At 69.9% G+C, this 23658-nt stretch carries 18 protein-coding genes; 5 read left to right on the plus strand and 13 right to left on the minus strand.

Annotated elements, in window-relative coordinates:
• Positions 1–439 precede the first annotated feature (439 nt).
• The 10 genes from CHC08_RS09895 to CHC08_RS09940 form a co-directional block, all read right to left on the minus strand.
• Positions 440–2194: an ABC transporter ATP-binding protein gene (locus tag CHC08_RS09895; RefSeq protein WP_089206905.1), complete on the minus strand. Its 1755-nt coding sequence runs from the start codon at positions 2192–2194 to the stop codon at positions 440–442.
• A complete protein-coding gene (locus CHC08_RS09900) occupies positions 2191–3711 on the minus strand; it encodes an ABC transporter transmembrane domain-containing protein (protein WP_218825217.1) in 1521 nt (506 codons plus the stop codon). Before CHC08_RS09900 ends, CHC08_RS09895 begins: the two co-directional genes overlap by 4 nt.
• Positions 3712–3929: 218 nt before the next feature.
• Positions 3930–4826 (minus strand): ribokinase, encoded by an 897-nt coding sequence (gene rbsK, locus CHC08_RS09905; RefSeq protein WP_089206906.1) that lies wholly within the window; start codon positions 4824–4826, stop codon positions 3930–3932.
• Positions 4827–5114: 288 nt separating this feature from the next.
• The gene (locus tag CHC08_RS09910; protein ID WP_089206907.1) at positions 5115–5528 is read right to left on the minus strand and encodes a universal stress protein; all 414 of its coding nucleotides are present in this window, start codon (positions 5526–5528) and stop codon (positions 5115–5117) included.
• Positions 5529–5852: 324 nt separating this feature from the next.
• Positions 5853–6638 carry an ABC transporter permease gene (locus tag CHC08_RS09915; RefSeq protein ID WP_089206908.1) on the minus strand — a complete coding sequence of 262 codons (786 nt, stop codon included), beginning with the start codon at positions 6636–6638 and terminating at the stop codon, positions 5853–5855.
• Between the two features lie 2 nt (positions 6639–6640).
• Complete coding sequence (locus CHC08_RS09920) at positions 6641–7456, minus strand: class I SAM-dependent methyltransferase (protein WP_218825218.1); 816 nt, start codon at positions 7454–7456, stop codon at positions 6641–6643.
• Between the two features lie 42 nt (positions 7457–7498).
• The gene (locus CHC08_RS09925) at positions 7499–8545 is read right to left on the minus strand and encodes an ABC transporter substrate-binding protein (protein WP_089206909.1); all 1047 of its coding nucleotides are present in this window, start codon (positions 8543–8545) and stop codon (positions 7499–7501) included.
• Between the two features lie 191 nt (positions 8546–8736).
• Positions 8737–12471, minus strand: a complete 3735-nt coding sequence (locus CHC08_RS09930) for a S8 family peptidase (RefSeq protein WP_089206910.1) — start codon at positions 12469–12471, stop codon at positions 8737–8739.
• Between the two features lie 193 nt (positions 12472–12664).
• Complete coding sequence (locus CHC08_RS09935; protein WP_089206911.1) at positions 12665–13312, minus strand: response regulator; 648 nt, start codon at positions 13310–13312, stop codon at positions 12665–12667.
• Positions 13303–14553, minus strand: coding sequence for a sensor histidine kinase (locus CHC08_RS09940; RefSeq protein ID WP_089206912.1), 1251 nt, complete (start codon positions 14551–14553; stop codon positions 13303–13305). The genes CHC08_RS09935 and CHC08_RS09940 overlap by 10 nt, the downstream gene beginning before the upstream one ends.
• 182 nt (positions 14554–14735) lie before the next feature.
• Here CHC08_RS09940 and CHC08_RS09945 point away from each other — a divergent pair, with 182 nt between their 5' ends.
• The 4 genes from CHC08_RS09945 (at position 14736) to CHC08_RS09960 (ending at position 19902) form a co-directional block, all read left to right on the plus strand.
• Positions 14736–16067 carry an acyltransferase family protein gene (locus tag CHC08_RS09945; protein WP_089206913.1) on the plus strand — a complete coding sequence of 444 codons (1332 nt, stop codon included), beginning with the start codon at positions 14736–14738 and terminating at the stop codon, positions 16065–16067.
• Positions 16068–16199: 132 nt separating this feature from the next.
• The gene (locus CHC08_RS09950) at positions 16200–18692 is read left to right on the plus strand and encodes a DEAD/DEAH box helicase (protein ID WP_089206914.1); all 2493 of its coding nucleotides are present in this window, start codon (positions 16200–16202) and stop codon (positions 18690–18692) included.
• A 336-nt stretch (positions 18693–19028) separates the two neighbouring features.
• Positions 19029–19544 (plus strand): DUF2087 domain-containing protein, encoded by a 516-nt coding sequence (locus CHC08_RS09955; RefSeq protein WP_089206915.1) that lies wholly within the window; start codon positions 19029–19031, stop codon positions 19542–19544.
• Between the two features lie 175 nt (positions 19545–19719).
• Positions 19720–19902: a hypothetical protein gene (locus CHC08_RS09960; protein ID WP_089206916.1), complete on the plus strand. Its 183-nt coding sequence runs from the start codon at positions 19720–19722 to the stop codon at positions 19900–19902.
• 15 nt (positions 19903–19917) lie between these two features.
• Here CHC08_RS09960 and CHC08_RS09965 read toward each other — a convergent pair whose 3' ends face one another.
• The 3 genes from CHC08_RS09965 to CHC08_RS09975 form a co-directional block, all read right to left on the minus strand.
• Positions 19918–20541 carry a DsbA family protein gene (locus CHC08_RS09965; protein ID WP_089207009.1) on the minus strand — a complete coding sequence of 208 codons (624 nt, stop codon included), beginning with the start codon at positions 20539–20541 and terminating at the stop codon, positions 19918–19920.
• A gap of 221 nt (positions 20542–20762) precedes the next feature.
• Entirely contained in the window at positions 20763–21518 is a 756-nt protein-coding gene (locus CHC08_RS09970) for an ABC transporter permease (protein WP_089207010.1), read from the minus strand.
• 179 nt (positions 21519–21697) lie between these two features.
• Positions 21698–22660 carry an ATP-binding cassette domain-containing protein gene (locus CHC08_RS09975; protein ID WP_089206917.1) on the minus strand — a complete coding sequence of 321 codons (963 nt, stop codon included), beginning with the start codon at positions 22658–22660 and terminating at the stop codon, positions 21698–21700.
• 414 nt (positions 22661–23074) lie between these two features.
• Here CHC08_RS09975 and CHC08_RS09980 point away from each other — a divergent pair, with 414 nt between their 5' ends.
• Entirely contained in the window at positions 23075–23524 is a 450-nt protein-coding gene (locus tag CHC08_RS09980) for a MarR family winged helix-turn-helix transcriptional regulator (RefSeq protein WP_089206918.1), read from the plus strand.
• The last annotated feature ends 134 nt before the right edge of the window (positions 23525–23658 follow it).

Consider the following 23658-nt stretch of genomic DNA (forward strand, 5'->3'; position numbering starts at 1 on the left):
CCGGCTTTGGAAATGCGGTTGTTCTGCGAATAGGGGTGGGCGACTTCCGCTTTCCAGATTACGGCGTCCGCCGACGCCTGGTTCGACGGCATCAGAAGGACGCCGACCATCGCCGCGACGGATAAAGTCCCGACGCGACCGCTGGAGAGGTTACGTGGTGCCCATCTACTCTTGCAAGAAAGCAATCGATTTCCCATGCTGTTCCCGATTCCGAAAATATCGGATCCACCGTACCGCTACGGAAATGGTAGCGATCAGGAGGGTACCCCGAGGGCTCGGTCATAGCGCGTTGACGCAGTTCCAGAAGGGCAAACAAGTGGTACCGCCGGAGAAAAACGTTGACCACTTCTGACATTTAATAATCTTTATGGCAACTATTCAGGCTCGGTGTGACATGGGCCCGAATCTACTGTCCGTGAGCACAGATCCCACGGACCGGTCAGTGCGGCGGAGAATCGTGTTCGGCGCCGACGCTCCGCGAGCCGTGCCACGAGTTCCACAGCGCCTCGTACACCCCGCCCGCCGCGACCAGCTCGTCGTGGGCTCCGACCTCCACCACCCGGCCGTCGTCCATGACCACCACCCGGTCGGCGTCGCGGGCCGTGTGCAGGCGGTGGGCGATCGCGATGACGGTCCGCCCCTCTAGGACGGCGGCGAGCGAGCGTTCGGCGCGCCTGGCCGTACGGGGGTCGAGCATGGCGGTGGCCTCGTCGAGGATGACGGTGTGCGGGTCGGCCAGGATGACCCTGGCCAGGGCGAGCTGCTGGACCCGGTCCTGGCCGAGGGTGACGCCGGACGACTGGGACCCCAGCTCGTCGTCGAGCGAGGCGACCCAGTCGGCGCCGACCGCCGCCAGCGCCTTGCCCAGGCGGTCGTCGCCGGCCGTCGGATCTGCCAGCAGCAGGTTGTCGCGGACGGTGCCCAGGAACAGATGCTGTTCCTGGGTGACCAGGACGACGTGCTCGCGGAGTTGGGCGGGGGCGAGGTCGGCGACGGGCACCGAGCCGACGGTGACCGTGCCCAGGCGGGGGCGGTCGATGCCGGCCAGCAGCTTGCCCAGGGTGGACTTGCCGGCTCCCGAGGGGCCGACGACGGCCAGGCGCTCGCCGGGCCGTACGGTCAGATCGACGCCGGTCACCACGTCGTCGCCGCCTTCGTAGGCGAAGTGCACGCCGCACGCCTCGATGCGGTCGCCCTGCGGCGCCGCGGCGGCGACCTCCTCCCGCGCCGGTGTCGCGAGGCCCTCGATCCTGGCGAACGAGGCGCCGCTGCTCTGCAACTGCTCCAGCCAGATCAGGACCGTCTCGATCGGCTGGCCGAGCTGGCGCAGGTAGAGCACGCAGGTGACGACCGCGCCCAGCGTGACCTGGCCGCGGTCCAGGAGCACCCCGCCGAGCAGCAGTACCAGCACGGGCGGCAGGAGCGAGGAGACCTCCACCGAGGGCCAGAGCACGCTGCGCAGGAAGAGGGTCCGCAGCTGGGCGGCCCGGCTGCGTTCGATCACCCGTTCCGCCGCCCGCGTGCGCTTGGCCTGCAGGCCCAGGGCCTCGATGGTGCGGGCGCCCGCGGCGTTGGCGGCCAGGTGCTCGGCCAGCTCCGAGCGGGCGGCGCCTTCCTCCAGGTAGGCGGGGCGGGCTCGGCGAAGGTACCAGCGGGAGGCGGCCACGATGCCGGCCATCGCGAGCAGGCCGCAGGCGCCCAGGACCGGATCGACCAGGAAGACGGCGACGATCAGAAAGAGCACCTGCAGGCTCGAGACGAGGATCGCGGGGGCGGCGTCGCGCAGGGTGCGGCCGACGAGGGCCACGTCGGTGGTTCCGCGGGCGGTCAGGTCGCCGGTGCGGATGTGCTCGACCGTGGCGGCGGGCAGGGCCAGCACGCGGTCCAGGAGTTCGGCGCGGATGTGTTCCTGGACACGCTCGCTGAAGCGGGTGCCGATCTTCTCGGCGTACCTGGACAGGACCAGCTGGGCCAGCGCCGCGCCCACGGCGATCGCGGCGAGCAGGTCGACCGTGCCTCCGGCGCCGATGGAGTCGACGATGCGGCCCAGCAGCCATGGGCTGACCAGCGCCGCTGCCGCCGCGAGGCTGTTGAGCAGCAGCGTCGCGGTGAAACCCGGCACGTCGCGCCTGACCAGGCGCAGGGCGGCCCGCCGTACCTGCCGGCGGTCGGCGACGGGCAGGTCGCGGTTCATGCGAGCACCGATCGGTAGGCGGGGGTGGACTCCATCAGCTCGCGGTGGGTGCCGGAGGCGGCCACCCGTCCGTCCTCGATGAACAGCACCTGGTCGGCCTGGGCGAGCAGCAGCGGCGAGGTGGTGGCCACGACCGTCGTACGGCCGGCGCGTGCCGTACGGAGCCGCCCCGCGAGGAGGGACTCGGTGTGCGCGTCCAGCGCGGAGGTGGGCTCAACGGCCAGCAGCGCCTCGGGCTCGGCCAGCAGCGCCCGGGCCAGGCGCACGCGCTGACGCTGGCCGCCCGACAGGTTGCTGCCGCCGGGTTCGATCATCGAGTCGAGCCCGTGGCGCAGCCCTGCGACCACGTCCTGCGCCGCGGCGACGTGCACCGCCCGGTGGACGGCCTCGTCGTCCGCCTCGCCCCGGCCCTGGAGGACCTCGCGCAGCGTGCCCGCGAACAGGGCGGCGTCGTGGTCGGCGATCAGGGAGGTGCCGTCGAACCCGCCCAGCCCCTCGAGCAGCGCCACGCTCTCCTCGGGCCGGGCGCCGACCAGCCCCACCAGGCTCCCCGGCGTGACCTCCGGCCCGGCGGGCCGGGGCCGCTCCTCGGCGCGCAGCGCGAGGAAGCGGGTGACCTGACGGGCGGCGACCAGGCCGTGGCTGATCTGGAGGCTGCCCTCGATGAAGGAGGAGACCGGCACCACCAGCACGACGATGTACCCGTACACCCCGACCAGCTCGCCCACCGTGATCGTCCCCTCGGCGGCCAGCCGGGCTCCCAGCCAGGTGACGGCGGCCAGGAACAGGGCGGGCAATCCGGCGCCCAGCGCGCCGATCCAGCTCGTCAGCGACGCCACCCGGTAGCCCTGCTCGCGCAGGCTCGCCGAGTCGGCGCGGTACCGCTCGGCGTAGGTGCCCTTGCCGCCGAAGGCGTTGAGCACCCGCAGCCCCTCGATCAGGTCGACCAGGCGGGTGGTCAGCCTGCCCTGGTTCTCGCGGTAGCCGTTCTGCACCTTCATCAGCCGCCCGAGCAGCGGGCCGAGCAGGATCGCCAGCAGCGGCACGCCCAGCAGCACCACCACGGCCAGCACCACGGAGACCTGCAGCAGCAGCGCCGCCACCACGCCGTAGCTGATCACCGCGCCCACGCCGGGGCCGGTCACCGTCAGCGAGGCGGCGATGGTGACGACGTCGCCGATGCCGATCGTCACCACGTCGCCCGTCGAAGCGCGCTTGGGCAGGTCGGCGCCCAGCTTGTTGATCTGCTCGACCAGGGCGCGCACGGTGCGGAAGTTGGCGTCCATCCGGATCTTGGTCATCGTGCGGTGCCGCAACATCGCCAGCCAGGCGTTGACCAGGCCCGCGCCGAGCAGCGCCAGCACCCAGCCGGGCGCCAGGTTGTCGTCGATCGCCCTGGACAGCAGGTACGGCGGGAGCGTCAGGCCCACCATCCAGAGGGTTCCCAGCATCGCGCCCAGCGCGACCCGGCCCTTCTGCGCCCAGGCCAGCCAGCACAGATACCGAGCCGCCTTCATGGCGATCACGCTAGAGCATGGCTTTGACGTCTCTTTACCCGCCCTGGATCGGCCGTTCGCAGCGGCTGCCCCAGGTGATCGGTCCCTTCTTGTCGCGCTGCCCGGGTGCGCTCATGAGGGCGACGGCGCCACGGTGCGCGAAGCCCCGCTCGCGGTAGTGGCACGCGGCCCGGATCCCCTGGCTCCCGCATGGCGATCGGCGGGCCGCGTCGCGGGCATCAGGCGTCGGAGTCGACGAGGCTCCGGTCGATCTCGGCGCGGGTGGGCATGGAGGTGCTGGCGCCCGCCCGCTGGACGGACAGGCCCGCCGCCGCGGTGGCGAAGCGTACGGCCAGATCCGGGGACTGCCGCTCGACGCGGGCGGCGGCGAGAGCGCCCACGAAGGTGTCGCCCGCGGCCGTGGTGTCCACCGCGGGCACCTTGGGCGCCTCCACCTGCACGGCCGGGCCGTCACCCGCGGCCGTGAGCGCACCGCGCGACCCCAGGGTGATGATGACCCAGCCGACCCTGCCCCTCAGCTCCTGCAGGGCACGCGCGTGGTCCGCCTGACCGGTGATCTCGGCGGCCTCGTGCTCATTGGCCACCAGAATGTCCACGGCCTCCAGCAGCTCGGCGGGGAGCGGCTGGACGGGTGCGGGGGTGAGGACCACGGTGGTCCCGGCTCTCCGGGCGGCCCTGGCGGCGGCGGTGACGGCCTCGATGGGAAGCTCCAGCTGGAGCAGGAGCACGTCCGACCGGGAGATGACCTCGATCTCGGCCTCGGAGGGGGCGGTCACGGCCCCGTTGGCTCCGGGGACCACGATGATCGAGTTGCCGCCCCCGTCGTCCACCACGATCTGGGCGATGCCGGACGGGCCGGGAACCGTCCGCAGGTTCGTCACGTCGACTCCGGCCTCGGCGAGCGTCCGCCGCAGCTCGGACCCGAAGGCGTCGTCCCCCACCGCGCCGAGGAAGGCCACCTCGGCGCCCGCCCGCGCGGCGGCGATGGCCTGGTTGGCGCCCTTGCCTCCGGGGATCGTGCGAAACTCGCGTCCCGTCACGGTCTCACCGAGCGCGGGCGCGGCCTCGACGTAGGCCACCAGGTCCATGTTGGCGCTGCCGAACACCGAGATCATGATTCCTCCACCGGGGCCGGCGGCCGGCCGGTCAGCTTGTCCAGGCCGATCCCGTCGAAGCCGGTGGCGCTGCCGGCCGGTTCCTCGGAGACCGTTCCTGCGGGGTCCTCGACGCGCCGGGGAGCACGCCGATCATCGAGCCTACGGTCACGCCCACGGGTCCGGCGCCCCGGCCTCCCATCACACCCCCCAGGTCCGGCGCCCCGACCTCCCGTCACGCCCCGGGTCCGGTGCCCCGACCTCCCGTCACGCCCCCCGGCGGTCAGTGCGGCGAGGTCGCCGCCGCTCTCATACGACCAGCAGCAGCGAGACGGAGGCCTGAAGGCTGACCTCGTGGCTGACGCTGGCGCCGAGCAGGGCGCCGAGCCTGCCGTGGTGGCGGGGACCGAGCACGATGAGGTCGCTGCCCAGCTCACGGGCCCGCGCCAGGATGTTGTCGGGCACGCCCTCGCGCAGGATGTGGACAACCTCGCCCTCGGCGGTGATTCCCGCTCCGCGCAACCGAGCGACCGCCCGGTCCACGATGGCGCGGGCCTCCTCATCGGTCTCCAGGTCGACCACCTGGTCGGCGAAGATCTCCCTCTCCTCCGCGTGCAGGACCTGGACGTCCGCACCGGTGACCCCGGCCAGATACTCCACGGCGTCGAGCACCCGGTCCCCCCGAGGAGAACTGTCAATCGCAGTGAGAATGTGCTTGTACATGGATTCCTCCGGTCACGACACAATGATGGCGATACAAATCCGCTGAAACAGCGCGACGGCACGGGCGAGGCCGGCGGAATCGCGGGCAGCCACGGGCTACGAGCGGTCCCCCTCACCGTCGGACGGCGGTGCCCCCCGACGGCCCGGCCGATGGAGAGAGCCGCAGCGAGCGGGGCGATACCGATGGTCCGGCCGCACCGCCGCAGCATACGCCCGGTGATTTCGCCCCGATCGCGGGGGGCGTCCATCGGCTTCGGGCCACCTGACCGTGCCTTATCCGATCCCGCCGGAGCCGCGGGGGCGTTCCGCCCGCGGCCGGTGATCTCAGCCGGTGATCTCCCGGGCCCACGGCAGGAGAAGCCGTTCGACGGCGACCACGAGGTAGAAGAGGATCACGCTCATCGCGCTCAGCAGCGTCATCGCGGCGAACGCCAGCGACGTGTCCGCGGACGCGCCGGACGCGACGATGACGTAGCCGAGTCCCTGGTCGCCGCCGGCGAACTCCCCGACGACGGCGCCGACGACGGCGAGCGTGACGGCGACCTTGAGCCCGACGAAGATCTGGGGCAGCGCCCAGGGGATGCGCAGCTTCACGAAGGTCTGGCTACGGGACGCGGACAGCGATCTCGCCAGCTCGGTGAGCTCCACGGGGGTCGAGGTGAGCCCCGACATGGTGGCCACGACGATCGGGAAAAGGGAGATCAGGACGACCATGCTGATCTTCGGCACCGAGCCGAAGCCCAGCCAGACCACCAGTAGTGGCGCCACCGCGACCTTCGGGACGGCGTTCGCGGCGACCAGCAGCGGGAGGACCGCGCGTTCGACGGTCCGCGAGGCCGTCAGCAGGATCGCGGACAGCAGCCCGATCACCATGGCGAGGGCGAATCCGGCGACCGTCTCGACCAGCGTCGCCCATGCCTGGCTCATCAGGTAGCCGGGCATGTCCCTGAACGAGCGGACGATGTCCGGGGGCGCGGGCAGGATGAACGGCTTGATGCCGAACACGACGGTGGACAGCCACCACACCGCCACCACCGTCGCCCCGGCGAGGACGGGCAGCACCGCCGGCAGGTAGGTCCGCGCCGGCCGGACCCCGGTGCCGCTCGCCACCGTCAGCCGCCCGGCCTGCGGCCGACGGTGGAGTAGGTGAGCGGGTTGCGGACCACCAGCCGCGGATCCCTGGTCAGACGGTCGAGCTCGTCCAGCTGGGCCGCGCTCATTCCGGCGTTGAGGAAGGCGTCACGTGCCTGGGCGATGTTCGCCGCGATCAGCAGCGCCCCCGCCGTGCCGCCCTGCCATGACCGCGCGTGCACGATGGTGTCGACGTCGACCAGTCCCTCGGCGAGCATCGCGGCGTGTATCCGCCCGGCCCAGGTGGGATCCATGCCGTGGGCGGGGAAGGCCGACCTGACGACGCTCTCCTGGTAGGCGTCGATCAGCGCCTCGGCCTCCGGTGTGGGAGCCGCGAGGAGACCCTTGCGGAACGTGGTCTCGAAGTCCTCGACGAGCAGTGCCCCGCCGGGGGCGAGGGCGGCGGCGAGGCGGCGCAGGACCTCGTGGCGCTCGGGGAGGTGCACGAGCAGCAGCCGCGCGTGGATCACGTCCCACGGTCCCTCGGGGACGGGCTCCGAGACGATGTCGTGGCGCAGCACGTCGAACCCGGCGTCGAGCGGCAGGTAGCGGGTGTTGACGTCGGTCGCCAGCACCCTGCCCGTCGGTCCGGCCCTGTCGGCCAGCCAGCGGGCGATGCTGCCGGCCCCGGCGCCGAGCTCCAGGCACCGCCGCCCGGTCAGGTCGCCGAGTTCGGCGAGCCGTGACTCGGTCGGCCCGTCGAGCATCGTCGCGAGGTAGTCGTGCCGGTGCGCGGCTTCCGGGTCGTTGTTGTCGAAGGCGTACGACGGCGCCTCGGGATCGGTTGACGCGGCCAACGAGCGCTCCTCTGGTCCAGGGTTTCGGGGGGAGACCGGAAGTCAGCTGCCCGGCATGGCGTCGAAGTCGACGACGTCCTCGGGGGTCATGGCCGATTCGATGAGCCCGGCGCTCCGCAGGCTTTCGATGGCGCCGAGCATGCGGGTCTTGCTGATCAGGCCGATCGACGCACCCGTGCCCTCCGCCGTCACGGACGGCGTCATCAGTTTGATCTCCTGGCTCGCGGCGTCGGCGGCGGTCTCCGGCTGCTTCTGGTGCAGCAGTGCGGCGGCCTCGTCAGGGTGCTCGACGGTGTAGACCAGGGCCTTGCGCATCGCCTCGCGGAACCGCTTGACCAGGTCCGGGTTTTTTTTGGTGAGTTCGGTCGTGGTGAGCACCGCGTTGCCGAACAGGTCGGGCAGGTATTCGCTGTAGGGGAACACGACCAGCTTTTTCTGCTTCGCCTGCATCGTGGCCTTCTCGATGGTGGGCCGGCCGATGAGGAACGTGCTCAACGCGTCGACCTTGCCGCCGGCCAGGGTGCTTCCCAGCTGGACCGGTTGCACGGCGACCCAGCTGACCCCGGCGGCCTCGATGCCCGCGAGCCGGGCATATCCGGGAAAGAGCAGCTGGTTCACCGAGTTGGCGGCCGCGGCGATCTTCTTGCCCGCGAGGTCCTTGGGCGTGGTGATCCCGGTCCCCTCCATGCTCATGATGGAGACCAGGGTCTGCTGGTGGATGGCGAGGATGGCGCGGAAGTCCTTGTAGCCCTTGCCCCCCGCGGCACCCGCCGAGATCATCGCGCCGGTGAGGTCCAGACTCGCGAACTGCACCTGCCCGGAGGCCATGGCCTTGAGGTTCTCGCCGGCCGCCTTGCCCAATTCGATCCGCACATTGAGACGGGCCTCACGGAAATAGCCCTTTTCCTCGGCGATCCATGCAAAGGCATCTCGCCCGGCCGCACCAAAAGCGGTGATGTACGTGACGCTGTCTGCGGATTCTGCGGATTCTGTGGGTTTTCCCTGCGTTTCGCTTCCGCAGCCGGCGGCCACCAGCGTCAGAACCGACAGTAATGCCGTCAGCGCCGTCAACGTGCGAGCTTGCCTCATCCTGTGCCTCCTGCGGGAGGGGCGTTGACAACGCCACGGACAGCTTGATCGACAGGATCTTACTCCGATATGTCAGGCTTAAATAGATCTATTTAACGAGATCTGAAACATGCACATAATTCGGCGGTGAGGTTGTGAACATGGAACGTGCGAAAGGCCGGTACGGGCTCATACCGGCCTTTCGCGACGTGCTATTTCACGCCGTAGGCGCGAATGACGGTCTGCCTGACCTGACCGCCGGCGTTGTCCCTGGCCGTGACGCGCAGTGACACCTGCCCGCCTGCCCCGCCCGGTGAGTGCGCGACCAGAGCCGTGTAGCGGCCCTTGCCGGCCGGCAGGACGCTGAGACGCGTCCAGTTCCTGCCGTCGTCGTAGGACAGCTCGGCGGTGAGGTCCTTCACGACGAGACCGGGCCCCGGGCGCCGTACGGCGAATCCGAGTTTCACCGGAAGGCCGCGACGGATCTGACCGTTCAGGTCGGCGGGCACGTCGTAGTCGATCTGCAGGAGGGGCAGCTCCTCCCCCGCCTGCGTCCTGGGACGGGCCGATCTGAAGGTCCACGCCGTCTCGGTGGCGGTAGCGTGCGTCCACTCCTCCGACGATCGTTTCGTCGACAGTTCCAGGCGGTATTCGGCGCTCTCGGGCACGGCGGGGAAGACCCCGCGGGCGTTCGCCCGTTCCTCGACCAGCTGACCGTTCCGGTAGAACCTGGCGGACGTCGTGTCCGCCTCGTCACTTCCCCCGGCGTAGCCGTAGTGCCCGGAGGAGTCGACGAACTCCGGCACCTGGATCGTCAGCGCGTCCCCGGTCCTCCGGGGGACGAAGGCGGGCACTCCGTCCGGGATCGCCGGCCGTACCACGGGACCGAACCACCGCTCCCGTACCGTCTGGCCAGCCCTGTAGCTCTGCGGCAGATCGGTCAGCCCGCCGCGGAGAGAGGAGAAGGAGTCCCACGTGAACAGGTGCTGCACGACGTGCTGCCACTGGGTGTCGCCCGAGCTGACGTACTCGGCCCGCTCCAGCGGGGTGCGGACGATCCGCTGCAGCTCCATCTGGTTGCCCAGACCGTACTCCTGCCAGGGACGCCAGCCGAACCGCTGCTCCTTGGCCCAGCCGAACCCGCCGGACTGCTGGTAGCTCGTGTCGACGCGCGCGGTGTTGCCGTCGGTCACCTTGTGAACGACGTGCTCGGGAATCCGGCCGCTGGACACCTGCATGATGTCGTAGTGGTAGGGGCTGGCCATGGTCCCGGTCAGGTCCAGTCCGGCCCTGCCGCTCCGGACCTTGGCCAGCAGCCTCTGCGCGTTGTCGTTGGCGATCGCCATGGCCGGCAGCGGGTAGCGCTCCCCGTCCGGGGACCACGCCTGCCACACGGGCTCGTCCTTCGCCCCCACGATGACAACCGCGGCGGCGCCGGCCGCGCCCGCGGCCTCGGCCAGATCTTCCCAGTACCCAATGTCGGGGGGCGACACGACGACCGCCTTGCCGCGCAGCCTCAGGCGGGACAGTTCCTCAGCCGATCCGGTGCCGCCGTCGACGAGCGGCCAGTGATACCTCCCGTTCATTTCCGGGGAGCTGTGGAGCAGGTTCATCGTCAGCGACTCGGAGGAGCCGTCCAGATGGGCGGACAGCTTCGGAGCGGCGAGCTGCCAGCGCGAGGAGAACTCGAAGGTGCCCTCCTTGACGGGCTTGGTGGGGGTCACGGCCAGATGCTCGATGGACGGGTAGTTCATGGAACCCTGACCGATCGTGCGGGTTCCCATCGTGCGGTAGGTGAAGTAAGTGAAGACGCCGTCCTGCACGGCCGGCTTCGGCGTCTTGATGGTGATCGGGTTCGCCGTGCGGGCGTCCAGCACCACCTCCATGTCGCCGGTCACCCGGAGCTCGGGCATCGCGATCAGGTAGTTCATCGGGTGCGCGCTGCGGATCTCGTCCATGATGGCCTGCGTCATGTAGGTGCCCTCCGCCATGTTGAGGGTGACTCCGCGGTCCTCGTCGAGAATGTAGGCGGTGGCGTCGTTGAACGACGATGAGCCGAACATGGAGATGTAGGGCACCCGGGCCGGCTTGCCGGCGGCGTCCACGGCGGTGAAGTGCACCGCGTGGAGGCGGCCTCGATTCAGCAGGGCCAGCGTCGTGTGCAGCGTGACCGCGCCGTCCGCGGACACCGCGTTGACGTACCCTCCGTACCGTCCGTTCGCCACCTTGGCGGCGTCGACGTGCACCGGCACCGTGACCGTCGCGCCCGCCTGCACGGTGACCGTGGGCGAACCGAGACTGACCGCCCCGTCCACCTGGGCGCCGCCGTCGACGTCGGTCAGGCCGGCGGTGAGCGTCAGCGTGACCGGCGCCTGGGTGCCGTTGGTGTAGTCGACGGTCCCGTCCAGTGGGCTCTCCTCACCGGACTCGTGATATCCCAGGTCGAGCGCGCCGGTGGCCGTCACGCCCTGCCGCACGGCACGGGCCACGTCCACCCGGCCGCCGCCCTGCTGGTAGACCGTCTGACCGGCGGCCGTCTTGGCCGTGGCGACCAGGGCGTCCTTGATCTGCCGGGCCTTCCAGTCCGGGTGCTCCTGCTTGAGGATGGCGGCGGCACCGGCCACGTGCGGCGTCGCCATCGACGTCCCGGACAGGGAGGCGTACTTGTCGTCGACCACGGGTCCCAGCGCGGTCCCGTCGGCCCGGGCGGCCACGATGTCCACGCCGGGGGCGGTGATGTCCGGCTTGAGTGCCCCGTCGAGGCGGGGTCCGCGGCTGGAGAAGTCGGCCAGGACGTCTTTGGAGTCGACGGCGCCGACGGTCAGGGCGGACGCGGCGGCGCCGGGAGAGCCGACCGTGTACTCCCCGCCGTCGTTACCCGCGGCGACGACGAACAGGGTGCCGGTCCGCTCGGTCAGGGTGTCCACGGCGACGCTGAGCGGGTCGGTCCCGTCTGTCGGGCCACCCCCGAGGCTCATGTTGACCACGGCGGCGCCGGAGGTCGCGGCCCATTCCATGCCCTCGAGGATCCCGGATTCGAAACCGGATCCCGTGTTGTCCAGCACCTTGCCGACCAGCAGCTGCGCGCCGGGGGCGACGCCCTTGCGCCTGCCCCCGGAGGCGGTGCCGAGACCGGCGATGATCGAGGCGACGTGGGTGCCGTGTCCGAAGCCGTCCTTCGCCGAGGGATCCTCGGTGAAGTTGCGGGTCTCCGCTATCGTCCCGGCGAGATCGGGGTGACCCTCGTCGACACCGGTGTCGAGGACGGCGACCTTGATGCCCTTCCCGTCGAAGCCCGCGTTCCACGCCTCCGGCGCCCCGATCTGCGGGACGCTGTGCTCCAGGGAGGCCCGGACCTTCCCGTCGAGCCAGATCTTCTTGAGCCCCCGGGCCAGGCTCGGCTGGGCCGCACCTCTCCCGGCCGCGTCGACCGGCGACTCCACGGCCTGCCAGAGCTCGGCCAGCCTGTCCTTGCCGACGGTCACCGCCTGCGCGTTGACGCTCTCCAGCGTCTTGCCCGGCTGAACGCCCGGCAGGGAGGGGGTCCTCGTGACCCGTGCGGCTCCGTCGTAGACGAGCATGAGCGGCAGGGTCGCGCTGCCGGCGTCGTCATAGCCCTGCTCGATCAGGTCTCCCACCTCGAACAGGCGCTTGTCGACCAGGTTCCGGGCCACGTAGGGAACCATGTCGGCGGGCGTGATCCGCAGCTCGCCGTCGACCTCCTGGGAGTAGAACCTGGTGCCCTCCCGGCCCTTGCCCGGCTGGACGGTGGCGGTCCGCTTCCCGCCGGGGAGTCGCTGGACCGTCACCACGTCGCCGGTGATCAGGGTGACCCGGTCGAACGCGCCGGGCGCCTTCGGTGCGGTCTCGCCGGCGGAGGGGAGCGCCGGTACGGCGACTATGGAGAACGCCACCGAGGCGGCGGTGAGATGTGCAAGCCAGCGCATGAGGCGGCCGCGCCTTCCGTGATCGAATGTTGTCGATCACGAGAGTGCTGGACAGCCGTTCTCCCTGTCAGGAACACAGCCTGCCGAAACTACGACATGTCGTAAAAATGACAACTGTGCTGACAGTCGCCTAACTGTCGGCGCAAGCGAGGGCGATTTCGGGGATCCATGCCCCGAGCACGCCGTCCTCGTGTCAGGAACGCAGGTAGGCCAGCACGGCGAGGACGCGGCGGTGCTGGTCGCCGTCCTCGGCGTACAGTCCGAGCTTGGCGAAGATGCTGCGGATGTGCTTCTCGACGGCGCCGTCGCTGATCACGAGCTGGCGGCCGATGGCCGGGTTGGACCTGCCCTCGGCCATCAGGCCGAGCACCTCGCGCTCCCGCGGGGTGAGCAGGGCGAGCGGGTCGTCGCGGCGCCGCCGTACCATCAGCTGGGCCACCACCTGCGGGTCGAAGACCGTCCCTCCGGCCGCGACCGTGCGCAGGCCCCCCAGAAAGTCCTCCACATCCACGACCCGGTCCTTGAGCAGGTATCCCACCGCGCCCCTGGCGTCGGCGAGCAGGTCGTCCGCGTAGGACACCTCCACGTACTGCGACAGGATCAGCACCGGCGCGCCCGGCACCCTCCGGCGCGCCTCGACCGCGGCCCGCAGCCCCTCGTCGGTGAAACCGGGCGGCATCCGCACGTCCACCACCGAGACGTCCGGCCGGTGTTCGGCGACGGCCTCGACCAGGCTGTCGCCGTCCCCCACGGCGGCGACCACCTGGCAACCGAACTCCTCAAGGAGCCTGATCAGACCCTCGCGGATGAGAACCGCGTCATCGGCCACCACTACCCGCACGGAACCTCCGCAACTATCACCGTCGGTCCTCCGACGGATGAGTCGACCGTCAGCTCTCCGTCCACTGCCTTCAGACGGTCGGCGAGTCCGGACAGACCATGTCCTTTGGCGACATGTGCGCCACCGACCCCATCATCCCCGATTGTCAGCATCAGGTAGGCACCGGTTCTGGTCAGCGACACGGTGCAGATCGTGGCGTGACTGTGCTTGGCGACGTTGGTGAGGGTCTCGGCGACGACAAAGTAGACGGTGTTCTCCACGGCGGCGGTGAAACGACCGGTCACCTGGACGTCCAGCTCGACGGGGATCGTGCACCGGCTGGCCAGCGCGGCGAGCGCGGGAGTCAGGCCCCGGTCGCTGAGGATCGGCGGGGCGATGCCGCGCGAGAGGGCCCGCAGCTCGTCCAGGGTCTCGCGGGTGGAGGTGATGGCCTCACCGAGCATCCGGTCGACGACGTCGGGGTCACGCTTGAGCTGGCGCTGGGCCCGCGACAGGTCCATGGCCAGGGAGACCAGGCGCTGCTGCGGCCCGTCGTGGATGTCACGCTCCAGCCTGCGCAGTGCGTTCGCCTCGGCCGACACCGCGGCGGCCCTGCCCTGCGCCAGGTCGTCGATGCGCTCGTGCAGCTCGGCGACCCCGGTCAGCATGGCCCGGCCGAGCCCTGCCTGGAACAGCGCCGCACCGCGCACGAACATCGGGAGGGTGAGCGCGAACAGCAGGCCGATGACGAGGTTGATGATCATGTCGAACCAGAACCTGTCCCCGAATCCGAGCAGGTGGGCGAGTCCTCCGTCGTTGCCGGGGATGGCGGCGATGATCCATCCGTAGAGCGGGTAGGTGAGACCGGCGATCGCCCCCGCCCACCAGGTCACCGTCACGACGAAGGTCACGATGGAGATCGGGAAGGCCACGATGCCGTAAAGCAGGTCCAGCCACGACTGCCCGTTGATCATCGGGTTGACCAGCCTGCGGAACCAGCCGGCGTTCGCGGGCGAGGGCTGGTAGCGCGGCCGGGCGACCGGGCGGCCCAGCACCTCCGGTAACCAGCGCCGCTCGACGTCGGCGAAGCCCCGTGCGACCAGCAGCGTCGCCGCCAGGATCGGCAGGCCCACGAACGCGATCATTGAGCCGACTCCGGCGGCGAAGCCGGCGACCATCAGCGCGAACCAGATGATGGAGAGGGGGAAACCGACGATGAGGTACCGGGTGTCGGTACCGATGCGGCGCATCAGGGTTCTCATGCCCCTAACGCTACGAGCGATGGGCCCGGCCATCTAACCGGCGCACCCGCATGTGGGGGTGAGGCAGGCACTACCTTCCGCGGTGAGGTGATCGCGTCGCGAAGACTGCTGTGTGCGTGACTGCGCCGGCCGGGGCCGAACGGGAGGCTCGAATCACCATCCCCTGAGGAATCGAGGCCCCGGTGACCGCAGTCATCTCCCGTCCGGCCGTACGCACCGCGCCGGCGTCACCGGGCCGCGATCCGTTCATCGACGTGTTACGCGTGTTCGGCATGGCGCTGGTGGTGCTACAGCACTGGAGCATGCCGGTGCTCTCCTTCGCGGAGGGCCGGATCGTGACCGGCAACGCGCTGGCCACCGGGAACGCCTGGATGATCACCTGGATCAGCCAGGTGATGCCGCTGGTCTTCTTCGCGGGAGGCGCGGCCAACGCGATCAGCTGGCGGGGTTCGGTCTGGCGCGGCGGCACCCCTCCCGCCTGGATGGCGGTACGGCTGCGCCGCCTCGCCTGGCCGGTGCTGCCGCTCGCGGCGGTGTGGCTGCCCCTCCCCCACCTGCTCCTGCGACTCGGCATGCCGGAGCAACCGGTGGAGACGGCCTCGCGCCTGGCCGGGCAGCTGCTCTGGTTCCTGGCGGTCTATCTGGTCGCGGTGGCGATGACCCCGCTGATGCTCAGGCTCAACATGAGGTACGGCTGGCGCGTGCCCGCCGTGCTGGCGGTGGCGGCCGTGGCGGTGGACGCCGCCCGTTTCGGCACCGGCCTGGAGGTGATCGGATTCCTCAACATCGGGCTGGTCTGGCTCGCGGTGCACCAGCTCGGCTTCCTGTACGCCGACGGCCGCCTGGGCCGCCCCTGGATCATGGCGCTCACCGGGTACGGCCTGGCCGCGGCGCTGGTGGCCTTCGGGCCCTACCCGGGCAGCATGATCGGGATGCCGGGCGCAGCCGTCTCCAACATGGCGCCGCCCACGGTCGCGCTGCTCGCGGTGGGATTCGGCCAGATCGGGCTGGCGCTGGCGCTGCGCGGGCCGATCGTGGCCTTCGCGCGGTGGCCGGGGGTGTCGCGGGTGCTCGGCTGGGCCGGCCGGCGGATGATGACCGTCTACCTGTGGCACATGAGCGCGCTGTTCGTCATCACCTCGGTGGTCGTGGTGGGCCTGGGTGTCTCCACCCCCGAGCCGGGAACCTCGGCCTGGCTGTCGGGCTGGCCGCACTGGCTGCTCATGCTCGCTCTGGCGATGTGGCCGCTGCTGCGGAGCTTCGCCCGGTTCGAGGAGCCTCCGGCGGCCTCGCCGTACACCGGGGGGATGGTCAGGATCATGGTGGCCGCCGCGCTGGTCGGGGTGGGCCTGCTCACGTTCACGGTGATCGGCTTCGTTCCCGGCCCGGCGCCGGTGTTCGGCGCGGGCGCGATCCTGGTGGGCCTGGTGCTCACCTGGTCGGCTCCCGCCCCCCGGCCAGGCACGTCCGAGGCCGTGACGTCGTCGGGCGGCCCGCGCCGCGCTCTGGATTAAATCTTCTTAAATCGCTTTTTAGTGCGATTAGAAGGCTTAAGTCGCCCTATGCGACATATCTAGCGCGGAACGTAGGCACATCCGTACCCGAGGCCGGTCCGACCACCGTCAGTTCTTCGGCAGTATGGGACTGTGAGCCTTGTAGATCGCCTGCCAGAAGAGATCGATGCCGACCCCGACGCCATCTTCGACGCGTTCGTCGAGTGGAACTCCGAACGGGGGCTCACTCTCTATCCTGCGCAGGAGGAGGCGCTGATCGAGGTGGTCTCCGGAAACAACGTGATCCTGTCCACGCCGACGGGGTCGGGCAAGAGCCTGGTCGCGGCCGGAGCGCACTTCACCGCGCTGACCCGGGACGTGCGCACCTTCTACACCGCGCCGATCAAGGCTCTGGTGTCGGAGAAGTTCTTCGACCTGTGCGCCGTCTTCGGCACCGCGAACGTCGGCATGATGACCGGCGACGCGAGCGTGAACCCCGGCGCGCCGATCATCTGCTGCACTGCCGAGATCCTCGCCAACGTCGCGCTGCGCGACGGCGCCGCCGCCGACATCGGCCAGGTCGTGATGGACGAGTTCCACTTCTACTCCGAGGCCGACCGGGGCTGGGCCTGGCAGGTGCCGCTGCTGGAGCTGCCGAACGCGCAGTTCATCCTCATGTCGGCGACGCTGGGCGACGTCACCAGGTTCGAGGAGGACCTGACCCGCCGCACCGGCAGGCCCACCGCCGTGGTCAAGAACGCCGAGCGTCCGGTCCCGCTGGTCTACTCCTACCGGATGACCCCCCTCCACGAGACCCTGGAGGAGATGCTCACCACCAACCAGTACCCCGTCTACGTCGTCCACTTCACCCAGGCCTCGGCCATGGAGCGGGCACAGGCGCTGATGAGCATCAACATGTCGACCAAGGCCGAGAAGGAGGCGATCTCCGCCCTGATCGGCCACTTCCGGTTCACCACCAAGTTCGGCAAGGCCCTGTCCCGTCTCGTACGGCACGGCATCGGCGTCCACCACGCCGGGATGCTCCCGAAATACCGCCGCCTGGTGGAGCGGCTCGCCCAGGCGGGCCTGCTGAAGGTCATCTGCGGCACCGACACGCTCGGCGTCGGCGTCAACGTCCCGATCAGGACCGTGCTGTTCACCGCGCTGTCCAAGTACGACGGCAACAAGGTGCGGCGGCTGCGCGCCCGCGAGTTCCACCAGATCGCCGGCCGGGCCGGCCGGGCGGGCTTCGACACCATCGGCTACGTCGTCTGCCAGGCCCCCGAGTACGTCGTGGAGAACGAGAAGGCGCTGGCCAAGATCGGCGACGACCCCAAGAGACGCCGCGGGTTCGCTCGCAAGAAGCCGCCGGAGGGCTTCGTCGGCTGGAGCGAGGAGACCTTCGAGAAGCTGCAGACCGCCGAACCCGAGCCGCTGAACTCCCGCTTCAAGGTCAGCAACGCGATGCTGCTCGCGGTGATCAACCGCCCCGGCAACTGCTTCGCGTCGATGAAACACCTGCTCACCGACAACCACGAAGACCGCAAGTGGCAGCGCCGGCACATCAGCCAGGCCATCGCGATCTACCGCTCGCTGCTGGACGGCGGCGTGGTGGAGAAACTGGACGAGCCCGACGAGCAGGGCCGGATGGCCCGCCTGACCATCGAGTTCCGGGAGGACTTCGCGCTCAACCAGGCGCTGTCCACCTTCGCGCTGGCCTCCCTCGAACTGCTGGACCGGGAGTCGCCGACCTACGCCCTGGACATGGTCTCGATCATCGAGTCCATCCTCGACGACCCTCGCCAGATCCTGTCCGCGCAGCTCAACAAGGCGCGCGGCGAGGCCATCGGGCAGATGAAGGCCGACGGCATCGAATACGAGGAGCGGATGGAGCTCCTCAACGACGTCACCTACCCGATGCCGCTCGCGGAGCTGCTGCTGGCCGCCTACGAGACCTACCGCCAGGGCCACCCCTGGGTCGGCGACTACACGGTCAGCCCCAAGGGCGTCGTCAGGGACATGTACGAGCGGGCGATGACCTTCGCCGACTACATCCAGTTCTACGAGCTGACCAGGTCCGAGGGCACCGTCCTGCGTTACCTCGCCGACGCCTACCGCACCCTGTCGCGGACCATCCCCGACAACCTCAAGACCGAGGACCTGATCGACCTCATCGAGTGGCTCGGCGAGCTGGTCCGCCAGGTCGACTCGAGCCTCCTGGACGAGTGGGAGCAGCTCCAGAACCCGACCGGCGAGCTGGAGGCTCCCTCGCTGGAGGAGACGACCAAGCCGGTCACCGCCAACACCCGCGCGTTCCGCGTGCTGGTCCGCAACGCGATGTTCCGCCTGGTCGAGCTGGCCTCCCTGGAGAAGGAGACCGAGCTCGCCGAGCTGGCGCCCGACGTGGACTGGGGCGCCGCGCTCGACGCCTACTACGCCGACCACGAGGAGATCGGCACCAGCCCGGCCGCCCGCGGCCCCGGCCTGCTCCGCATCGAGGAGGAGACGGAGTTCTGGAGGGTCCGGCAGGTCATCGCCGACCCGGCCGGCGACGGCGACTGGGGCATCGACGCCCAGGTGGATCTGGCCGCCTCCGACGAGGAGGGCCGCGCCATGGTCCACGTCATCGGCCTCAACCGCCTCTGACGGAAATCCGCCGGGGCCCGGCGGATTTGATGGCATCGGACCCGTGCCGTGGGTCCGATGCCATCGGCCGGAGCCGCCTCCGACAGAAGCCGCCAGGCGCGCCACGGATATCCGGTGGCGCGCCTGGCGCCTCTGGACCGATCATGGGTCCCGAGGTCGGACCGCGCCCCCGCCGGGCGCCTCCACCCTCCCCCGGGCGGGTCCGGTGCACCCCGCGGAAGTTCCTCGGGACTCCCCCAAAAACGTTCATGAAGGAAGGCGCCGGACGGGTCCGGCAAAATAGAGAACGGCATTCTTCCCACGGCCGAGGCCGGGGGCTCCCACCGAAGGAATCCCATGAGCGACGACGCGATCAAACAGGTGCTGGGCCTGCTCTATCAGGAGGACACGCTGCGGGTGCTGGCGGCACTGGTCCTGAACGGCGACCCGGAGGAGTCCGGACTGGACAAGGACGCGACGCGGCGTGCGCTGGACCGGCTCGAACGCGGCGGGCTGGCCGTTCAGGAGGACGACGGACGGTGGCGGGCGCGGCGGGAGCGGTTCCGCGAGCTGCTGCACGCCACGGCCAAGCCCGTGCCCGCGGCCTCCCCCGAGGAGAAGGTGCTGCAGTCCTTCCTCGTCGAAGGACGACTCCGGGCGATCCCCAGCAAGCGTGACAAGCAGTTGATCGTGCTGAACTACGTCGCCCAGGTCTTCGAGCCGGGAATCCGTTACTCGGAGAAGGAGGTGAACGTCGCGCTGCGGGCCTTCCACGACGACTACGCGGCGCTGCGCCGCTATCTGGTCGACGACCGGCTGCTGAGCCGGGAGAACAACGTCTACTGGCGAAGCGGCGGCTCGGTCGAGGCCTGAAGCCGGTCGGACCCCCTCCCTTGTGGGGACTTTTACATAGGCCCTGAGCGCGAGGGCGATTACGTTGCCGCATAACCGCAAGCTCTGACGTGCCCACCCGGCCCGGGTGGCCCCGGGCCGGGGAGTTTCGGCATTCGTCGTGGTACGTGGTCACCCAGGTTCAGGAGACAACGCTTTGAAGCTCATCCTTGTCATCTCCTTGATGATGATCGCCGCCGGCGTCGTGACGTGGACGCAGGACATCAACGGCTTCGCGACGATCCTGTTGCTCATCGTGGGAGCCTTCGGCGCGCTCACGGCCCTGTTCAGCCGCTTCGGCGGATCGGAGACCTTCGTCGACAGCGGCGGAGGCGAATGAGAGGGGCGCGAGGGGTCACCTCGGGTCGTCGAGCCGGGGCTTTTCATGGGGGACGCCCTTGAGTTCGTGGAAGCCCGGTGTGCCGGCCACCAGTAGCGTCCCGTCCCACAGGCGGCCGGCCTGCTCGCCGACGGCGATCCGGGAGGTGACGGGGCCGAAGAACACGATCCGCTCACCGCCGGCGCCGGTGACGGCGACCACCGGGGTGCCGACATGCTCGCCGATCAGACCGATGCCCTCGGCGTGCGAGGCGCGTACGGCCTCGTCGTAGGCCGTCGACATGCCGGCCTCGGCCAGCTCAAGCGGCAGCCCGGCGGCGGTCAGGGCATCGTGCAGGGACCCGATCCAATCCTGTTCCCCGCGATCACAGGTCCACATCGCGGTGTACAACCTCTTGAGCGCCTCCTGACCGTACTCCTGCCGTACGACGGCGCAGATGCGCACGGGCACCCACAGGTAGCCCTCCGGGTCTCCTTCCGGATCCTCCTCGCGGCCTTCGTTGAGCACCGACAGGCTCATCACATGCCAGCGCACCTCGACCGGCCGGACCTTCTCCACCTCCAGCAGCCAGCGGGAGGCGATCCAGGTGTACGGGCAGGAGGGATCGAACCACAGGTCCGCGATCATCTTGTCCGTCATCACAAGCCCTCCGATCATCGTTTCCCGGCCGTGGCCGAGTGATGCGCCACCTTCGTCCCATCGTTTTCCGGCCGTGGCCGAGTGATGCGCCGCCTTTGTCGAGCCGCGCGCCATGCCCACCGGCCACCGCGTCGCTCCCATGAGTCCGCGCCATCTTCTCCACCGGGTCGTCGAGGATTCCGGCGACGTGGAGCCGCCGCCCCCTCCGGGGGACGGAGCGATCACAGGGTCGCGCGGCGCATGGCTCGCGACCCGAGCGCGAGACCCACCACGGCCGTGGCCGCGGCGGCGATCACCCCGTACGGCACCGCCTCCGAGAACAGGTCACCGGCGAACAGCGCCCGTTCGGCTTCGACGATGTAGGTCACCGGGTTGGCCTGGGAGAGGACGGACAGCCAGGAGGGAGCCGCGTCCATGGGCATCAGCACTCCGGACAGCAGCAGGAGCGGGAAGAGCACGACCTGCTGCACGCCGTAGAAGAGTTCCTCCCGTCTCTTGGCGGCGATCGCCAGCGCGAAGGTCAGGCCGCCGAGCCCGAGGCCGAACACGGCCAGGATGAGAAGTCCCGTCAGCGCGCCGAGGGGATGGAGCCGGAAGCCGAACGGCAGCAGAGCGACGACGATCAGGACGGCCTGTGCCAGCAGCGTCACCACCTCCTTCAGGTTCCGGCCGATCATCATCGCGGTCCTGCTCAAGGGGGTCACCAGCATCCGCTCCAGGGAGCCGGAGGCCATCTCGATGAGCAGGAGGTATCCCGCGCCCCCCGTCCCGAACAGGGCCAGCATGACCAGGATCCCCGGTACGAACCACTGCCACGGCGACCCTTCCCCGACGCCCGGTGTGCCGGACAGCAGCGGGCCGAACAGCAGCAGGAAGATCAGCGGTTGCGTCATGGTGAAGGCGAGGCCGAGAGGGTTGCGCAGGCTGGGAACGATCTCTCGGGCGAACACGGTGCCGGTATTGCTGATGACGTTCACGGTCACGCTCCTTGGGCGGAAATCGATGCCGGTGTCACTGATGACGTTCACGTTCGGGCTTCTTGGACGGGGGTCATTACCGGTGCCGCCGATGACTTCACGGCCGGATTCCTTGTGCGGGGGCCGGTGCCGGTGCCACCGATGACTTCACGGCCGGGCTCCTTGGGCGGGGGTCGGCGTCACCGGTCGCCTTCGCCCTCGCGCAGGCTGCGGCCGGTGAGCGCGAGGAAGACGTCGTCGAGCGTGGGGCGCCTGACCTCGGCGGTGAGCACCCGGACACCGGCGGCGTCCAGGGATCGCAGGAGATCCGGGAGCAGCGCGTTGCCGCGGGGCGCGCGCAGGCTCATCGTCATGGCGTCGACGGTGACCTCGCGGGCCGAGGGCATCCGGCCGGCGATCTCCGCGGACCGCCCGGCGTCCGCCTCGTCTGCCGTGGTGACGGTGACGCCGTCACCGGCCAGGTTCGCCTTCAGGTTCTCCGGGATGTCGTCGGCGATCATCCGTCCGTGGTCGATGACCATCACCCGCTCGGCCATCGTGTCGGCCTCGTCCAGGTAGTGAGTGGTCATGAAGATCGTGATGCCGTGCTCCTCGCGCAGCCGCAGGATGTGCTTCCACAGGTTGGCGCGGTTGTGCGGATCCAGTCCGGTGGACGGCTCGTCCAAAAACAGCAGTCGCGGCCGGTGGACCAGTCCGATGGCGATGTCGAGGCGTCGGCGCTGACCGCCGGAGAGCGTGCCGGCCTGCCGTCCGGCCAGGGATTCGAGGTCCAGTACGGCGAGCAGCTCGTCCGCCCGTTTCCGTGACTCCGCCCGGCTCAACCCGTAGCAGCGTCCTTGCGTCACCACCTCATCGCGGACCCGGAAGTGGTTGCCCGCGCCGTTGCCCTGGCCGAGATAGCCGATGTTCCGGCGCGTGCCCGCGGGATCGGCCAGCACGTCGCACCCGGCGACGGTCGCACTGCCGGAGGTGGGCGGGAGCAGGGTGGTCAGCATGCGCAGGCTGGTCGATTTGCCGGCGCCGTTCGGGCCGAGGAAGGCGACCAGCTCTCCCTCCTGGACGTCGATGTCGAGGCCGCGTACGGCCTCGACGGTCTCTCCTTTGACCCGGAAGTGACGGGTCAGTCCGCGAGTACGGATCATCTGTTCCTCCAGCGCGGGTGAGTTCGGGCGTGGCGAGGCCACGCCCCGGCGGGGTTGATCAGGTGTTTCGGGCATGACAGGGCCGTGCTCGGGCGGGGCGGATCGGGTGTTCCGGGCATGGCGGAGCCACGCTCGGGCGGGCTGAACTGGCGTTCCGGGCATGGCGAAGCCGCGCCCGGGCGGGGCTGATCTGGTGTTTCGGGCATGGCGAGGCCACGCTCGGGCGGGGTTGAACCGGTGTTCCGGGCATGGCGGAGCCGCGCCCGGGCGGGGCTGTTCGGGTGTTCGGGATGCTCGCGTCGGTCGGCACCGGATGTTGCGGCTGGAAAAGCCTAGACGAAAACACGTCCAAATCGTCAGGGTCCCTGACACTGCCGGCCGGGCTCCGGCACGCGCGGACCGTATCGTGAGGGCGTGGATCAGCCGCCGAAGCCCCCCATTCCGTATCTGCTGGCCTATGCCTTCACCCTCGCGGCGCGCCGGGCGGACGAGGAGCTGAGACCGTACGGCCTCAGCGTGCGGAAGTTCGGTCTGCTCGTGCAGCTCCAGCTTGAGCCGGAGCTCACCATGTCCGAGCTGGCACGGCAGCTGGGTGTCTCACGGCAGTCCCTGCACGAGCTGGTCGGCGAGCTGGAGCGGGCCGGTCACCTGAGCCGGCTGCCCGGAGCGACGGGCCGGACCCGCAGGCTTGTCCTCTCGCGGAGCGCCAGGCGACTGATCGCCCACGCGGAGGAGCCGCTGACGCGGATGGAGGCCGACTTCCTCGGCGACATGGATCCGTCCGAGGTCGAGACGCTGCGTACGCTCCTGCAGCGGCTGCTGGCCCACGCCACCGACGACGAGACCTGGCTGGCCGGGACCTGAGGCCGCGGCCGGGACGTGGAATCCCATATTTCGGATGACTGCCAAGTAGGCGCGGGCGAATCAGATCCGAGATCGGCCGGCGTTCATACTTCGGACGGCGGCCGGGTACGCGCGCGGATGGATCAGCTCCGTGA

This window comes from Streptosporangium subroseum, from assembly GCF_900188345.1.
GTDB classification, from domain to species: domain Bacteria; phylum Actinomycetota; class Actinomycetes; order Streptosporangiales; family Streptosporangiaceae; genus Streptosporangium; species Streptosporangium subroseum.

Coding starts and splice junctions, on each gene's coding strand:
- CHC08_RS09925 (WP_089206909.1), bottom strand. CDS start 8,545: ATGAGGCAAGCTCGCACGTTGACGGCGCTGACGGCATTACTGTCGGTT.
- CHC08_RS09955 (WP_089206915.1), top strand. CDS start 19,029: ATGAGCGACGACGCGATCAAACAGGTGCTGGGCCTGCTCTATCAGGAG.
- CHC08_RS09895 (WP_089206905.1), bottom strand. CDS start 2,194: ATGAACCGCGACCTGCCCGTCGCCGACCGCCGGCAGGTACGGCGGGCC.
- CHC08_RS09910 (WP_089206907.1), bottom strand. CDS start 5,528: ATGTACAAGCACATTCTCACTGCGATTGACAGTTCTCCTCGGGGGGAC.
- CHC08_RS09900 (WP_218825217.1), bottom strand. CDS start 3,711: ATGAAGGCGGCTCGGTATCTGTGCTGGCTGGCCTGGGCGCAGAAGGGC.
- CHC08_RS09975 (WP_089206917.1), bottom strand. CDS start 22,660: ATGATCCGTACTCGCGGACTGACCCGTCACTTCCGGGTCAAAGGAGAG.
- CHC08_RS09940 (WP_089206912.1), bottom strand. CDS start 14,553: ATGAGAACCCTGATGCGCCGCATCGGTACCGACACCCGGTACCTCATC.
- rbsK (WP_089206906.1), bottom strand. CDS start 4,826: ATGATCTCGGTGTTCGGCAGCGCCAACATGGACCTGGTGGCCTACGTC.
- CHC08_RS09965 (WP_089207009.1), bottom strand. CDS start 20,541: ATGACGGACAAGATGATCGCGGACCTGTGGTTCGATCCCTCCTGCCCG.
- CHC08_RS09930 (WP_089206910.1), bottom strand. CDS start 12,471: ATGCGCTGGCTTGCACATCTCACCGCCGCCTCGGTGGCGTTCTCCATA.